Source organism: Clostridioides sp. ES-S-0108-01 (assembly GCF_020662285.1).
GTDB lineage: Bacteria > Bacillota > Clostridia > Peptostreptococcales > Peptostreptococcaceae > Clostridioides.
The window spans coordinates 18,561-35,339 of record NZ_JADGMN010000023.1; the positions used below are offsets into that span (position 1 = coordinate 18,561).

Below are 16,779 nucleotides of genomic sequence, written 5' to 3' on the forward strand. Positions count from 1 at the left end.
GTATAAAATGCAAAAAACAAGTCAATAATCCAAATGTAGAAATATATTTGGAGGTGCAAAATGAAGAAAAAGCTGTTAGAAAAAGATGGTTTTTATTTATCTTTATTTGTATGTGTTTGTTTATTAGCAGTAGGTGGAGTTTGGTTTACAAATAATAATGTAGATAAATTGGCTTCTAATAAAGGCATGATAGAAAATGCTAATAAAGATAGTGAAGAGGAAATACATTTAATTGAAAAAGATAAGAAAGATGCTATTCCTACTGCAACGGATTCAAAACAAAACTTAGAAAAAGCTAAGTCAAAAGAGGAAAATAAATCGAGTGCAACAAAATTAAATTACATTGGAGATAAAGTAATAAGAGGATATTCAGAGAAAGAACCTAGTTACTCTAAAACACTAGATGTCTGGGAAACTCATAAAGGTGTAGATGTTAGTTGTACTAAAGGTAAAGAAATAAAATCTCTATTAAACGGAATAGTAGTAGATGTATTTAGCGATGAAGAATATGGACAATCAGTAAAAATAAAAAGTGACAATAACATTGTAGTAGTATATTCAAATCTAGATGAAAATGTTAGTGTTAAGAAAGAACAGAAGATAACAGAAGGACAATCTCTAGGTACTGTAGGCAGTACTTCTCAAATAGAAAGCGAAGAGGGCATACATGTGCATTTAGAGGCATATAGTGGAGAAAAATCTATAGACCCAATGAGTCTAATTAAGTAAAGATATAACAAGTTTAATCATATTTGGTTAAGCTTGTTATATTTTTTGGTGTTTTTACATATATATCATTAAAGCTATTATGTGAGGGGGGTAATCTTTGAGATCTCATATAGAGGAAAGGGCCATAGTGGTAGCAAAATATATACTTGAAAAAAACACTACAGTAAGACAAACCGCCAAGACATTTGGAGTAAGTAAAAGTACAATTCATAAGGATGTTACAGAAAGATTGAAGGAAATAAATCCATCCCTTGCCAAAGAAGTTAAAAATGTGCTGGACAAAAATAAATCAGAGAGACATATTAGAGGGGGATTAGCAACGAAATTAAAATATGAGAAGGAACATAAAAAAATGTAGGTTAAAAGCCTACTTTTTTTATTGAATTAAATTATAGAAAGAAATATATTAAATAATTATAAATAGCAAAATAATAATACTCTCAAAACATTTATTTTCTCTTGATTAAAGCGAGATTTTTGTATATGCTTTATTATAGGAGTATTAAAATAGGCTTATAATATAATCTAATATTATAAATAAAGGAGTTGAAAAAATGGCTGGAGCTGATATAGGCATAGATTTAGGTACTGCAAATGTACTTGTTTATGTTAGTGGTAAGGGAATCGTTTTGGAAGAACCATCTGTTGTGGCGATAGACAAGAGAACAGATTCTGTTTTAGCTGTGGGAGAAGAAGCTAAAAAGATGATAGGGAGAACACCAGGTAATATAGTCGCTATAAGACCTTTAAGAGATGGTGTAATTTCAGATTATGATGTAACTGAGAAGATGTTAAAATCTTTTATAGATAAGATAGTTGATAAAAAGGGATTTGGAAGATTTTTCATGCCAAGAATTATGGTATGTGTACCAACAGGTGTCACAGAAGTAGAAAAAAGAGCAGTAGAAGATGCTACAAGGCAAGCTGGGGCTAGAGAAGTATATATAATAGAAGAACCAATAGCAGCAGCCATAGGAGCTGGTGTAGATATATCACAGCCTAATGGTAATATGATTATAGATATTGGTGGAGGTACTGTAGATATAGCTGTAATATCTCTAGGAGGAGCTGTTGTAAGTGAATCTATAAAGGTTGGTGGAGATAGATTTGACGATGCTATAGTTAAATATATGAAAAAACAACACAATCTTCTTATAGGAGAAAGAACAGCAGAGAAAATCAAGTTTGAAATAGGTTCTGCATTTAAGAGAGAAGAAGAAAAATATATGAAGATAACAGGAAGAAATTTAATTACAGGGCTTCCTAGTTCTATAACTATAAATTCAACAGAAATGTTAGAAGCACTTAGAGAATGTGTTGAGCAAATAGTAGTTGCTACTCATGCTGTTTTAGAAAAAACTCCTCCTGAGCTAGCGGCAGATATAGGAGATGTTGGCATAATAATGACAGGAGGAGGTTCATTATTATATGGATTAGATAAAATAATAGAACAGAGAACAGGAATAACTGTTACAATAGCAGATGAGCCATTATCTTGTGTTGCAAAAGGGACAGGAATAGCTTTAGGTTCAATAGACTTACTTGAAACGGGTGGGTCTTTCAGAAGAAAATAATTAGGAGAGTTTAGAATGTTAAATATAGATGAAATAAAAGAATTACTACCACACAGATATCCATTTTTATTAGTAGACAAGATTACAGAGTTAGAAGTTGGAAAAAGAGCTGTTGGCATAAAAAATGTAACAGTTAATGAACCATTTTTCCAAGGGCACTTTCCAGAATATCCTTTAATGCCAGGAGTGCTAATAGTAGAAGCTCTAGCACAAGTGTGTGGAGTGGCAATGATGTCTGTAGAGGAAAATAAAGGAAAATTAGGTGTATTTGCAGGTATAGATAAAGTTAGAATAAAGAGAGAAGTAAGACCAGGAGATACACTAACTATGGAAGTTGAAATGACAACTCTTAGAAGAAATATAGCTAAGGCAGATGCTAAGGCATATGTCGGTGAAGAACTTGTCTGTAAAGGTGAATTAATGTTTGCTTTAGTAGAAAAATAGAAATTTAAAATATAAAAGTAAAAAGGTAGATAATTTGGAGTATTTAATCAGATACTCTAAAATATCTACCTTTTTATATAAAAAATTTTATCAGTTGGTTTATATTGGGATTAGGTGGATACTAATAAAGCTAAAGCTATTATTTCGGCTAAGTCCAATATAAAGCTAAGACGTATATTATTAAATGAAAGTTTATTATTTTCATCAATTTTATCTACAATTCCTACTATAGAATAGTTTCCTATTTGAGGTAGTTTTTTACCAACACCTTTTCCGGGCAGGATAGGTCCTTCTCTAATCTGTATATTACCTATGTTACTCTGCGACCCCAAGCAAGCATCTATAGCTAAGAAGTTACCTTGCATATGTGTATTTTTTATAGTATCTAAAGACTCATATATATTTAAGGCGTGAATAGGGTTATCTAGTGTACCGTAAACGGGGTATTTAAATTTACTGTTTTTAAGTATTGTTCCAACTAAAGGGCCTAAAGTATCACCTATAGCCCTGTCTGTTCCTATGCAAACAACAATCGTATTTTCATTAATTATAGTTTTTAGAACTGAACTTAGCATCTGTATAACATCATCATCGCTGTAATTTACTTTAGCTAAATACAATAGGAACACCCCCTTCAAAAAAATATATGAATAAAAAGCATTAAAAAGACCTAACTTTAAATTTCAGATAGATAGAATATTTTATTTGTCTTACAAAAAAAGGAATAGAAAAAATGTGACTAAAAATATTGACAAAATTCAAAAAAAATAGTAAGCTAATAAAGTAAAACAAAACTTAAATCTTGATTACCTTATCAAGAGAGGCTGAGGGATAGGCCCTGTGAAGCCCAGCAACCACCCAAATGGGAAAAGGTGCTAATTCCTACAAGACAAAAGTCTTGAAAGATGAGGTCAGTTAATTAGTATATAATTACGATTATTAACCTCTTCTTATAAAGGAGAGGTTTTTTATTTTGAGTAAAATTTCTAAAATTAAAAATAAGGTAAAACCTATAATAAAAATTAAGAATGGATAAGGGGGAATAAAAATGGCAAGACATTTATTTACGTCAGAATCAGTTACAGAAGGACATCCTGATAAGATATGTGACCAAATATCAGATTCAATATTAGATGCATTATTAGAAAAAGACCCACAATCTAGAGTAGCTTGTGAAACTACAGTTACTACTGGTTTAGTTTTAGTAGCAGGGGAAATAAGTACATCTGCTTATGTAGACATTCCTAAGTTAGTAAGAGAAACAGTAAGAAAAATTGGATATACAAGAGCAAAATATGGATTTGATTGTGATACTTGTGCAGTTATAACTTCTATAGATGAACAATCTGGAGATATAGCTATGGGAGTTGACGAAGGTCTAGAAAGTAAGACTGGAGAAGAGATAGAAGAAGAAATAGAAAAGGTTGGAGCTGGAGACCAAGGTATAATGTTTGGATTTGCATGTAATGAGACCCCAGAATTAATGCCACTTCCAATATCTTTGGCACATAAATTATCAAGAAGACTTACAGAAGTTAGAAAGACAGGTCTAGTTGATTATTTAAGACCAGATGGAAAAACTCAAGTTACTGTTGAATATGAAGGAAGTAAAGCTGTAAGAGTACATACAGTTCTTATATCAGCTCAACATTGTGAAACAGTATCAAATGATAAAATAAGAGAAGATTTAATTAATCATGTTATTAAAGAAGTTATACCAGCAGAATTACTTGATGAAGAAACTAAAATTTATATAAATCCAACAGGAAGATTCGTTATAGGAGGACCTCAAGGAGATACAGGTCTTACAGGAAGAAAAATAATAATAGATACTTATGGTGGATATTCTAGACATGGTGGAGGAGCTTTCTCAGGAAAAGACCCTACAAAAGTTGATAGATCTGCTGCTTACGCAGCTAGATATGTTGCAAAAAATATTGTTGCAGCTGGTCTTGCAGATAAATGTGAGATAGAACTTGCATATGCTATAGGTATAGCTAGACCATTATCTATATTTATAGATACTTTTGGGACAGGTAAAGTTTCAGAAGAAAAGCTTGTTGAATTAGTAAATAAGCACTTTGATTTAAGACCAGGGGCGATAATAAGAGACTTAGGTCTAAGAAAGCCTCTTTATAAAAAAGTTGCTGCTTATGGTCACTTTGGTAGAACTGATATAGATTTACCTTGGGAAAGAATTGACAAAGTTGAACAGTTAAGAAAAGATGCTTTAGGTGAATAATTTTTAACTAAAAAGCTGTTAGAATGTAATTTTATGATTACTTTCTAGTAGCTTTTTTATTATGAGTTAAATATTTTTAATAAATGTTAATTTCTCATCATATAATAAATAAACCGTATTTAATTAGATTAATACATTTTGTTTTACAATTATATACTAAATTTATATATATTATGGGATATATGTTAAAAAATGGTTAAGAATGTGTTAACTAATGTTAAATAATTACAAATGTATTGAAATATCACATCAATGAGTCTAATATAATCTTAATAAACTTACACTTTAAAAATAATTTTAATTAGGGGGAGTAGTGTATGTCAGGTAAAGTAAATATTAAAACTGTTATAAGTTTTGCTGGAGCTTATGTAGCTACTGTAATAGGTTCTGGATTTGCAACTGGTCAAGAAATATTGCAATTTTTTACGTTTTATGGATATGCTGGTATTATAGGTGGAATAATATCTATGTTATTATTTTCATGGTTTGGAGCAGAAGTTATAGAGAAGGGAAGAGAATTGAAGCTTAAAGAACCAATAAAGATTTATCAAGTATATTGTGGAAAATATCTTGGAACATTCTTTGAATGGTTTGGACCATTATTTTTATTTGGAACATTAGTAATAATGATTGCAGGAGCAGGAGCTACATTGTCAGAATACTATGGATTAAATCCATATGTGGGTAGGATTGGTATGGCAATCGTTTCCCTAATAACTGTTTCACTAGGTTTGACAAGACTTTCTAAGATACTAGGTAATATAGGTCCTATAATAATAATATTTACACTTTTAGTAGGAGCAATTAGTTTATTTAGTAATATTGGTGCTTTATCAGATGCTGGGACTATGGTTGATAATTTAAACATTAAAACTGCTACATCAAATGGATATTTCTCAGGAGTACTTTATACTTGTTATAATGTAATAATAGTAATAACATTTTTGACAGGAATGGGAGCTCCTGCAGTAAATAAAAACGATGCAGTGTGGGGTGGTATAGTAGGTGGAATAGCCCTTATGGCAGCAGCTATAATGATGAATTTAGCATTACTTTCAGATATAGGAAATATATACACAAAAGAGATACCAGCACTTTACTTAGCTGATAAGATATCTCCAACAATAGGCATTTTATTCTCAGTAGTACTTTTATTAGGAATATACACTACAGCTGTACCATTGTTATGGTCAGTAACTAACAGATTTGTAGAAGATGACCATCCTAAATTTAAAGTTATAACAATAGTAGTAAGTATATTAGCTTGTATAGGAGGTTTACTACCATTTGATAAGTTAGTAGGAACTCTATATCCATATACAGGTTACATGGGAATTTTAATTTTACTATGTATGCTTTATAGAAGAATCACTAAAACTGAGGGGTATAAAGAAAATAAATCTGAAATAAGTTAGTATTATAATATTATTTGTGAAATTTGATTTGTATTTTAAATATAGAGTAATTAAAATAGAATAACTAGTTAAATATGGTACCTATATTTTAAGGTACCATATTTTTTGGATGCAGATCTTTTTTGTTTCTGATAAAATGTATAATAGTTGGAAATTACGTTAAGTATAAAAATATAAAAGCTTTTCTAAGACTATCATAGTTTTAACATAATAAGTATACTAACGTTTAAACAGAGCGATTATTAGTATTTTTAGGAGATAAAAATGGAAAAATTAGAAGGAATGATAAGTGAAATAGTCTTTAAAAATGAAGATAATGGCTATACAATAGCTCATCTGGTAAATGGAAATAATGAAATTGTCATTGTGGGATGTATGCCTACTTTGGCAATTGGAGAAAGCATAGAAGTTGAAGGAAAGTGGGTAAACCATAAGATTTATGGGACTCAATTTGAGGTGAATAGTTTTATGCCAGTAACACCATCATCCTTAGAAGGAATTTATGTTTACTTATCTTCTGGAATGATACATGGTATTGGCGAAAAAATGGCTAAGAGAATAATTGATAAATTTGGTGTAGATACGTTAGATGTGATACAAAATTCACCAGAAAAACTACAAGAAGTAGAGGGCATAGGGCGTAAAAAAGTAAAACAAATAGTAAAAAGTTATGAAGAAGACAGAGAATTGAGAAGTATAATAATAGAGCTATCTCCTTTTGGAATAACACCAAATTACTGTCTAAAAATATATAAGAAATATAAAAGCAGGGCAATAAAAGTTATAAATAAAAACCCATACCAACTTGCTGAAGATATAAGAGGAATTGGATTTAAGGTAGCTGATAGCATAGCAAATAAAATTGGTATAGATAAAAACTCTAAAGATAGAATTTGTCAAGGAATCTTATACACTTTGAATAAATCTTTAAGTAATGGGCATACATATTTACCAGAGCATGTTCTAATACAAGATTCAGAAAAGTTATTGGAACTAAATGGAGAAATAATAAAAGAGTGTATAATGATGTTAGTTTATAATCAAAAAATACATATAGAGAAAGTAAACAATGAAAATCTTATATATCTTATGCCGTACTATTTAGCTGAAAATGGAGTATGTAGTCAAATAGTAAAATTATCACAATATGAATTTGAAGACTTAAAAATAGACATAGATAGAGAGATTAAAATTTTAGAAGAAGATAAGAGAATTAAGCTAGCAGAAAAACAAATTTTAGCAGTTAAAGAGTCTGTTAATAGTGGAGTATTAATTATAACTGGTGGTCCAGGAACTGGTAAGACAACTACTATCAATGCTATCATAGATATATTTGAAAACAATGGGAAAAGTGTAACTTTAGCAGCTCCAACAGGAAGGGCAGCAAAGAGAATGAGTGAAACTTCTGATAAAGAAGCAAAAACTATACATAGATTATTAGAAATGGGATTCTCAACAGATGATGATTTAACTTTTTTTAAGGATGAAGAAGAACCAATAAATTCAGATGTAATAATTGTTGATGAGGTATCAATGGTAGACATTATCTTAATGTACAACTTGCTTAGAGCTATAAAATTAGGAACAAGAGTAATTTTGGTTGGAGATAGTGACCAATTACCTTCTGTAGGTGCTGGAAATGTACTTAAGGACATGATTAGTTCTAGTATTATAAATGTAGTTAAATTAAATGAAATATTTAGACAAGCACAAGAGAGTATGATAATTGTAAATGCTCATAAGATAAACAATGGAGAGCCACTTTATCTAAATACAAAAGGTAAAGATTTCTTTTTTATAAGAAAATCAACTAATGAAGAAATTTTAAATGAAATAATAGGATTAGTTAATGAAAGATTACCTAAATTTTATAAAGTTGATAAATTAAAAGATATACAAGTTTTATCTTCAATGAGAAAAGGTGAGTTAGGAGTTACTAATCTCAATATAGAGTTACAAAAGTATCTTAACAAAAAAGAAAAATTTAAAGTTGAAGAAAGTTTTTCTAAAAGATTGTTTAGAGTTGGCGATAAGGTAATGCAAGTAAAAAATAATTATACAAAAAAGTGGGAAACAGAGGACCAAAAAGAAAGTGGAGAAGGTATATATAATGGAGATATAGGATATGTTTATCACATAGATAAAGATAAGAAAACTATTTATGTATTATTTGATCAAATTAAAATCGTATCGTACTTATATGATGAATTAGATGAAATTGACCATAGTTTCTGTACAACGATACATAAAAGTCAGGGAAGTGAATTTCCAGTTATAGTATTGCCAATAACTTGGGCTCCTCCTATGTTACTTAGCCGTAATTTATTATATACAGCAGTAACAAGAGCAAAAAAATTAGTTGTATTAGTTGGAGATGTGAAATATCTTGAATATATGATAAAAAATAATAGAGTTAATCAAAGGTATTCAAATTTAGGGTATAAGCTAAATAAATTTAAGCGAGAAGGGCTGTTGATAGAATAAATATGAGAATATGCAATGATAATTTTATTAAGAGTTTTAAAAATATGATTAATAAATGTCTGGATTTTATATATCCTGAGAATATAAGTTGCATAATTTGTGATAAATCCATAAAGAAAACAAATACATATTCAATATGTAAAAGCTGTTTTAAAGAGATGAATTTTATACAGGATGGTTGCATGAAGTGTGGAAAGCCAATAATACGTCATTCAATCGAAAAAGAGTTTGTTGAAGAGTGTAGCTATTGTTTTAATAAAGATTTTTATTTTGACAAATCAATATCCTGCATTGAATACAATGATGTAACCAAAAAGATAGTTTTAGGGATGAAATATAATCAAAAAACATTTATGGCTAAGTATATAGCTCAGATAATGAAAGAAAAATTGTATTTAGAAAACATAAAATTTGATTATATATTATTTGTTCCACTTCATAAAAAAAGACTAAATAAAAGAGGTTTTAATCAGTCACAAAAAATAGCATTTAATTTAAGTAAAATGATAAATATTCCATTATTGGATTGTATAAGTAGAAAAAAGTATACAAGAATGCTATATAAATTAAACAAAAAGGAACGAAAAGAAGAACTAAAAAATGTATTTGTTGTTAAAGAAAATATTAAATTAATAAATAATAAAAATATACTTTTAATAGATGATATATTTACTACTGGTTTTACAACAAATGAAATTTCTAAACTTTTAAAGTTATCTGGTGTTAATAAGGTCTTTGTATTGACTTTACTTACAAAAGCAAACGATAATTATGTTATGGAATAATCTTATATATTGACAATTCTAATTTAAAATATTAAAATGGATAAGTGATATTTAGGTCTGTGGTTGAAAGTCCAAGCCAGTCGCAGGCAAAGGGATCCACGTAAGTTAACACTAAAAATTGGGTTAATGATCATGGTGCGGCTTAGAAGTAAGACCTACCGATAATAAAATCGAGAGAGAGTAGTAGTGCGGCGAACCCAAGCGAACCCTCCAGTAGGCGAGTGTGGGGTCAAAAACCAGGTCAGCTAAATATCATATTAAAAGAGAGCTAGCATAATACCTTTATGTATAGCTCTTTTTTACATATAATAAATTTAGGTTGAGTCATAAAGAGGTGATATGTTTGAATAAAAGGCAAGAAAATTTATTAACAACATTGCTATTAAAAGAAGAGTTTATAAATGTCAATGAGATTGCCAATGATTTTGAGTGTTCGGAAAGGACAATAAGAAATGATTGCAAATATATTGACGAATGGTTATCTACTTTTTGTAATGCTTATATTAAAAGAAAACCTAATATAGGAATTAAATTTAGTGGAGATGATACAGATAAAATACTGGTAAATCAGAAGTTACGAGGTGAAGTTAAAAGAGTAAATAGTGAGCTTCATAAGCAAGTTGAGATATTAAATTTAATACTTTGTAATAATAAAAAAGTTACTTTAAATGATTTATCGAATAAGTTGTATATAAATAAAAATATTGTCAGAGAAGAAATAAGTAAATTATCAGTGGCATTAAATAATTATAATCTAAATGTCTCAACTAAAAAAGGTAGTGGTATATATATTGAAGGGGATGAGAAAGACATAAGGATAATGTTAGTATCATTCTTATTTAAATACATAGATAGATACAGGTTAAACATAGATGAAATAGAATATTTCCATATAGTAGATATAATAATTGTCAAAAACATAATGTCTACTATAGAGGATAATATGGAGATAAGACTTACAGATATATCATTTAAGCAATTGATGTTATTTTTGCTTATAAACATAATACGAATAAGGCTGGGAAACTCTTTAAAAGTAAAAAATGCTAAGAAAGAACTTAAACTAAAAATGCTTATCTTAGGTATAGAAGATGAACTAAAATCTAATTTATCCATAGCATTAAATTATGAAGAAAAATTATTTATAGAATCTTTAATATTTGGTATGAATAAACAAATAAATAGTAGTAATACTAAAAAATCATTATATCTAAATGAAGAATTAGTAAATTATACAAAAAAAATTATAAGTTTAGTATCGGAAGAATCAGGAATAAATTTCAATAATGATATATTACTTTATGAGCAATTAATATGTCATTTGAATGTTACAATGCACCAAATGAAAAGTAATGTTTACTTAGAAAATCCACTTTTAGATAATATAAAGACTAAATTTTGCTTTTTATTTACAGTAATATCAAGTTCAATAGAAATTGAATTAAAAGGTAAAAAAATAACTGAAGATGAAATCGGCTATCTTACACTTCACTTTCAAACCTCTCTAGAAAGAAAGTACAATAAAAAGGAATCAAATAAAAAAGCGAGTATTGTATGTCCATTTAGTTTTGGAGTAAGTATGCTATTAAAAGTAAAAATAGAAAAGAGATTTAATAACATAGAAATTATTGAAACATTAAGAGAGGAAGATTTAAAAAGAGATAACTTTAATAAGACAATAGATTTTATAATTGCATTTCAAGAGTATGAGAATGTTCAAAAGCCAATTTTTATAACAACACCATTATTTACTGATGAGGATGAGAATAAACTCAAAGATTTTACAAACAAAATAAAAGAAAAAGATACTTCATATAAGCTTATGAATAGATTAATGATGTCTGATTATTTAATAAGGGAGTTAGAGCATGATGATATTTATGAAGCTATAACATATTTAACTAATTTATTAATTGAAAAACATTATGCAGAAAAAGAGTATTTACAATCTATTATAACAAGAGAAAAGTCATACCCAACCAATGTTGGGAAAGGAATACTATTCCCTCATGGAGATATGAAATATATAAAGCAATCTGTTCTATGTTTTGCAAGGTTAAAAACACCAATAAAAATTAGAAATGGAAAGGATATAAAGTTTATACTTTTATTAGCTTATAAAAAGGATGATGATAGAAAAATATTTAGAGAATTATTTAAAGAAATATCTAATCTAACAGAAGATGAAAATATGCTAGATATTTTAAGTAAATGTGACATTGAAAAAGTAAAAGATATTCTTATATAAAATTCATAGTGAACTATGGATAAGCACAAAATTTTCCATGTAATGGAAAAAGTTGTGCATGTTTTTTTGTTTTTGTGAGGTATTATATATTTGTAAGGTATAAATAAGCTAAAAAAGACAAGCAACTTAGGAGGAAAAAATGGAAGAAATAGTTTTAAAGATTATAATTCATGCTGGAAATGCAAAATCTATACTTTATGAAGCACTTGACTGTGCAAAGGAAAACGATTTTAAAAAAGCAGATGAATTAATTGAAAGTGCAAATGAAGAAATCTTAAAAGCACATAAAGTACAAACTGAACTTATACAAAAGGAAGCTGGAGGAGATAAGTCAGATATATCTATCTTATTGATTCACTCTCAAGACCATTTAATGACTTGTATGAGTGAGAGAAATCTTATAAAAGAAATGATTATGTTAAGAAAAGAAATTCAAAAATTAAAATAAAAAATTAAGGGGGATTTAAAAGAATGAAAAGAAAAATATATTTGTTTTGTAGTTTTGGAATGTCAACAAGTTTACTTGCAGAGAAAATGCAGAAGGTAGCAGATAAACACAATTTACCAATAGAAGTAGAGGCATTTCCAATAGCAGAGATTGATAAAATAGTTGAAGAAAAAAATCCAGATTGTATATTATTAGGACCACAAGTTAAATACATGTTAAAGGAATTAAAACCAAAGTTTGAAGCTCAAGGTAAACTTATAGATATAATCAATGAGGTTGATTATGGAACTATGAATGGGGAAAAAGTACTAAAGGTCGCTATAAAGCTAATAAAATCTAAACAAGCATAGAATTATAATAAAAAATAATGAGAGATGAGGGTGGATAGATGAATAGATTGGAAAGAATACTTATGCCATTGGCTGAAAAAATAGGTAAAAATAAATTATTAATTGCAATTAGAGATGGTTTTTTAGTATCATCACCATTATTGATAATAGGTTCATTATTTTTATTAGTAGCAAATTTTCCTATAAAAGGATGGAATGAATTTGTAGGTCAAATTTTTGGTCCAGATTGGGCTGTAAAATTGCAACAACCAACTGTAGCAACATTTGAAGTAATGACTTTACTTGCAGTTTTAGGAATTGGATATTCTTATGCAAAGCAAATAGATGTAGACCCAATAGCATCAGCAGCAGTTGCAATAGTTGCTTTTTTTATAGTAACACCATTTGTAATACCATATACACCAGAAGGAACAGAATCAGTATACATGGTAACAGGTATACCACTAGGATGGATGGGTTCTAAGGGAATGTTTGTAGGTATGATAACAGCAATAACTTCTGTAAGATTATTTGGTGCAGTTGTAAAAAAAGGATGGACACTGAAAATGCCAGATGGAGTTCCTCCAACTGTATCAAAATCATTTGCAGCATTAATACCAAGTACAATAGTTATGATAGTTTTCTTTTTAGTTAAGATAGCTTTTGAAGCTACGCCATATGGAAGTATACATGAATTTATATTTAAGTTTTTACAAATACCATTATTAAAATTAGGAAATACTTTAAGTGCTACAGCAATAGCTTACGTATTCTTACATCTATTCTGGTTCTTTGGAATAAATGGAAGTAGTGTTGTTGGGGCTGTGTATAATCCTATATTAAAAATTCTATCAGCTGAAAATTTAGCTGCTTTTCAAGCTGGTACAAAACTACCGAATATAATAACTGCTCAATTTCAAGACATGTTTGCAACATTTGGTGGAGCAGGTAGTACATTATCATTAATTATAGCTATGTTATTAATATGTAAAAGTAAACGTATAAAGTCAATAGGAAAGTTGTCAATTTTACCAGGCATATTTGGTATAAATGAGCCATTGATATTTGGTCTACCAATAATGCTTAACCCAATACTATTGATACCATTTGCATTAGTTCCAACAGTAAATATAATAATAGCTTATTTCTGCATGTCAACAGGATTAGTACCACTTACAAATGGAGTTCAGCTACCGTGGACGACTCCAATTATATTCTCTGGTTTTCTAACAACAGGATGGCAAGGTGCAGTTTTACAATTAGTACTTCTTATACTAGGAATATTTATGTATATACCATTTATAAAAATGCTAGATAAACAATATTTGAAAGAAGAAAAATCAAATGTTGAAGAGGAAGATGATGATATATCTTTTGATGATTTAGTACTATAGGGGGAAGATTATGAAGAAAATAGTTATGATATTGGACCAAATACAAGCTGGGGCTGGGGGAAAAGAGAAAAGTAACATACCTCCTGCTGGAAAATCAAGCCCATTAGGACCAGGTGTAATGATGGAACCATTTTTAAAGGAATCTAAGGTAATAGCTACCTTATTTTGTGGAGATGAATTTTTTGTAAATAATGAAGAAGAAGTAACAAACAAAATGATAGCTATGGTAAAAAAATTAAACCCTGATGTAGTAATCTGTGGACCAAGTTTTAATTATGAAAATTTTTCTAAGATGTCAGCGATAATATCTAAAAATATAAATGATAAGGCAGACATACCAGCTTTTGCAGCTATGTCAGAAGAAAATGTAGATGTGATAAACGAATATAAAAACGATATATGTATAGTTAAGACTCCAAAAAAAGGTGGAATTGGTCTTAATGACTCATTAAATAACATATGTAAATTAGCGAAAGCAATGGCAAATAAAGAAGATATAACTTTGATGAAAGAAGACTTTTGTTATTGATTTGAGTATTAAATATTAACAAGTTTGAATGTTTATACTGTTTATGATAAATATACATTATTAAAATCTATATAATTTAAGGAGGGGAATTTTAACATGTGGGGAATGATAGCGACATGGAGAATGGCCCTAGAAGGAATAACTGAGGCATCAGAACATTTAGAAAAAGGCATGGAAGCAGGTGATGCTGTGGAGCTTGCTGTAAGAAGAGTTGAAGATTATCCATTCTATAAATCGGTTGGATATGGTGGACTTCCAAATGAAAACTGCGAGGTAGAACTTGATGCTGCATTTATGGATGGTAACACGTTAGATATTGGAGCAGTTGCTGGTATAAAAGATTATTCTAATCCTGTCAGTATAGCTAGGAAGTTAAGTTATGAGAAGGTAAATAACTTCTTAGTTGGGATAGGTGCTGAAGAGTATGCTCATAAAAATGGATTTGAAAGAAAAAATATGTTGACTGATAGAGCAAAGTTACATTATAAGAAGAGAAAAAAAGAAACTTTAGACAAAGGATTAAGCCCATATGCTGGTCATGATACTGTTGGTATGATATCTTTAGACAAAAATGGAAAGATGTGTGTAGCTACATCAACAAGTGGATTATTTATGAAGAAGAGAGGTAGAATAGGAGATTCTGCACTATCTGGTTCAGGATTCTATGTTGATAGTAATATAGGAGGAGCTACAGCTACTGGTTTGGGAGAAGATTTAATGAAGGGATGTATATCTTATGAGATAGTTAGACTTATGAAAGAAGGAAAACATCCACAAGAAGCGTGTAATATAGCAGTAAATGAACTTGATAAACAGCTTATCAAAAGAAGAGGAAAAGCTGGTGATTTATCATTAGTTGCCATGAATAATAAGGGTGAATGGGGAGTAGCTACAAATATAGCTGATTTTACTTTTTCAGTAGTAACTAAAGAAGAGTCCCCTACTGTATATATTTCAAATAGAGTAAATGGAAAAACTATACATAAGGTTATATCAAATGAGTGGATGGAAGCATATGAAGCTAGAATAAAAGCACCAATAGAAGTAAGTGAATAAAGTAGTAGTTACATAATTAAAATAGAGTTTTATAATGAGGAGATTTTTATGAATATCATAAGTAATAAAATAGATGAATTAAAAGAAGATTTATTAAGTGATATTATAGATATTGTAAAAATACCTAGTGTCAAAGGGGAGTCAGAAGATGGCTTCCCTTTTGGCGAAAAAATAGGGGAAGCACTTAATAAAGCATTAGAAATATCAGAAAAATTGGGGTTTAAGATTAGAAATTTGGATAATTATATTGGTTATGCAGAACATGGAGATAGCGAAGATTATGTTTGTGTAATTGGGCATGTGGATGTTGTACATGAAGGAGAAGGTTGGAAGTATAAGCCCTATAAGGGAGAAGAAACTAATAGAAGAATTTATGGAAGAGGAGTACTGGATAATAAAGGACCTATAATTTCTGCTTTATATGGATTATATGCTATTAAAGAATTAAATTTAAAATTAGATAAAAAAGTTAGGATAATATTTGGTACAAATGAAGAAAGTGGATTTGAAGATATACCATATTATTTAGAAAAAGAAAAAGCTCCTGTTATGGGTTTTACACCGGATTGTAAGTATCCTGTTGTATATGGTGAAAAAGGTATGGCAAAGATTAGAATAAAAAGTAAAAACAATTATGAAGAAGATACATTTTTAGGTTTTATAGAAAGTATGTCAGAAAATGTGCTTGTTACATATAAAGATTTAAATAAAGAAAATAATGATATTATATTGGATATAAAGGTAAAGTACGATTTTAGCTATAAACTAAAAGATGTATTAGATGAAATAAAATCTAGTTTTCCAAATAATATAGAGATAGAGGTAATTTCTAATTTTAATCCTGTGTATTTTGATAAAGATAGTAATCTCATTAAAAAACTTCAGCTAGCTTATGAAAGGGTCACATCATTAGATGGAACTCCAGTAACGACTAATGGAGGTACATATGCAAAAGTAATGCCAAATATAGTTCCATTTGGACCTTCATTTCCAGGACAAAAAGGAATAGCTCATAATCCTGATGAATACATGGATGTAGAAGATATAATATTAAATGCAAAGATATTTGCAAATGCAATATATGAATTGGCAAAGGAGTAGT

Annotated in this window: 16 protein-coding genes and 1 riboswitch; of the genes, 15 read left to right on the forward strand and 1 reads right to left on the reverse strand. The window is 29.1% G+C overall.

Annotation, left to right across the window (positions count from 1 at the left end; translation table 11 throughout):
* Positions 1–60: 60 nt before the first annotated feature.
* From IR152_RS16470 to fabZ, 4 genes are all read left to right on the forward strand, one after another.
* Positions 61–729 (forward strand): M23 family metallopeptidase, encoded by a 669-nt coding sequence (locus tag IR152_RS16470; RefSeq protein WP_227452993.1) that lies wholly within the window; start codon positions 61–63, stop codon positions 727–729.
* A 97-nt stretch (positions 730–826) separates the two neighbouring features.
* On the forward strand, positions 827–1,087 hold the full coding sequence (gene spoIIID / locus IR152_RS16475; protein WP_003420727.1) for a sporulation transcriptional regulator SpoIIID: 261 nt from the start codon (positions 827–829) through the stop codon (positions 1,085–1,087).
* 196 nt (positions 1,088–1,283) lie between these two features.
* Positions 1,284–2,303 carry a rod shape-determining protein gene (locus IR152_RS16480; protein WP_227452994.1) on the forward strand — a complete coding sequence of 340 codons (1,020 nt, stop codon included), beginning with the start codon at positions 1,284–1,286 and terminating at the stop codon, positions 2,301–2,303.
* A gap of 15 nt (positions 2,304–2,318) precedes the next feature.
* Complete coding sequence (gene fabZ, locus IR152_RS16485) at positions 2,319–2,747, forward strand: 3-hydroxyacyl-ACP dehydratase FabZ (protein ID WP_227452995.1); 429 nt, start codon at positions 2,319–2,321, stop codon at positions 2,745–2,747.
* A 110-nt stretch (positions 2,748–2,857) separates the two neighbouring features.
* Here the strand turns inward: fabZ and yyaC are convergent, their stop codons facing one another.
* The gene (gene yyaC / locus IR152_RS16490; RefSeq protein ID WP_227452996.1) at positions 2,858–3,367 is read right to left on the reverse strand and encodes a spore protease YyaC; all 510 of its coding nucleotides are present in this window, start codon (positions 3,365–3,367) and stop codon (positions 2,858–2,860) included.
* 188 nt (positions 3,368–3,555) lie between these two features.
* Positions 3,556–3,659: riboswitch (SAM riboswitch) on the forward strand.
* A 136-nt stretch (positions 3,660–3,795) separates the two neighbouring features.
* Here yyaC and metK point away from each other — a divergent pair.
* The 11 genes from metK (at position 3,796) to IR152_RS16545 (ending at position 16,778) form a co-directional block, all read left to right on the forward strand.
* The gene (gene metK / locus IR152_RS16495) at positions 3,796–4,989 is read left to right on the forward strand and encodes a methionine adenosyltransferase (RefSeq protein WP_227452997.1); all 1,194 of its coding nucleotides are present in this window, start codon (positions 3,796–3,798) and stop codon (positions 4,987–4,989) included.
* 317 nt (positions 4,990–5,306) lie between these two features.
* Positions 5,307–6,404, forward strand: a complete 1,098-nt coding sequence (locus IR152_RS16500) for a hypothetical protein (RefSeq protein WP_227452998.1) — start codon at positions 5,307–5,309, stop codon at positions 6,402–6,404.
* Between the two features lie 264 nt (positions 6,405–6,668).
* On the forward strand, positions 6,669–8,888 hold the full coding sequence (locus IR152_RS16505) for an ATP-dependent RecD-like DNA helicase (protein WP_227452999.1): 2,220 nt from the start codon (positions 6,669–6,671) through the stop codon (positions 8,886–8,888).
* Positions 8,889–8,890: 2 nt separating this feature from the next.
* Positions 8,891–9,673 (forward strand): ComF family protein, encoded by a 783-nt coding sequence (locus IR152_RS16510; RefSeq protein ID WP_227453000.1) that lies wholly within the window; start codon positions 8,891–8,893, stop codon positions 9,671–9,673.
* A 334-nt stretch (positions 9,674–10,007) separates the two neighbouring features.
* On the forward strand, positions 10,008–11,921 hold the full coding sequence (locus IR152_RS16515) for a BglG family transcription antiterminator (RefSeq protein ID WP_227453001.1): 1,914 nt from the start codon (positions 10,008–10,010) through the stop codon (positions 11,919–11,921).
* A gap of 139 nt (positions 11,922–12,060) precedes the next feature.
* Complete coding sequence (locus IR152_RS16520) at positions 12,061–12,369, forward strand: PTS lactose/cellobiose transporter subunit IIA (protein ID WP_227453002.1); 309 nt, start codon at positions 12,061–12,063, stop codon at positions 12,367–12,369.
* 23 nt (positions 12,370–12,392) lie between these two features.
* On the forward strand, positions 12,393–12,719 hold the full coding sequence (locus tag IR152_RS16525) for a PTS sugar transporter subunit IIB (protein ID WP_227453003.1): 327 nt from the start codon (positions 12,393–12,395) through the stop codon (positions 12,717–12,719).
* Positions 12,720–12,757: 38 nt separating this feature from the next.
* The gene (gene celB, locus IR152_RS16530; protein ID WP_227453004.1) at positions 12,758–14,092 is read left to right on the forward strand and encodes a PTS cellobiose transporter subunit IIC; all 1,335 of its coding nucleotides are present in this window, start codon (positions 12,758–12,760) and stop codon (positions 14,090–14,092) included.
* 10 nt (positions 14,093–14,102) lie between these two features.
* Entirely contained in the window at positions 14,103–14,621 is a 519-nt protein-coding gene (locus IR152_RS16535; RefSeq protein WP_227453005.1) for a GrdB-related putative oxidoreductase, read from the forward strand.
* A gap of 96 nt (positions 14,622–14,717) precedes the next feature.
* A complete protein-coding gene (locus IR152_RS16540; protein WP_227453006.1) occupies positions 14,718–15,677 on the forward strand; it encodes a N(4)-(beta-N-acetylglucosaminyl)-L-asparaginase in 960 nt (319 codons plus the stop codon).
* 48 nt (positions 15,678–15,725) lie between these two features.
* Positions 15,726–16,778: a Sapep family Mn(2+)-dependent dipeptidase gene (locus IR152_RS16545; protein ID WP_227453007.1), complete on the forward strand. Its 1,053-nt coding sequence runs from the start codon at positions 15,726–15,728 to the stop codon at positions 16,776–16,778.
* Position 16,779: the final 1 nt, after the last annotated feature.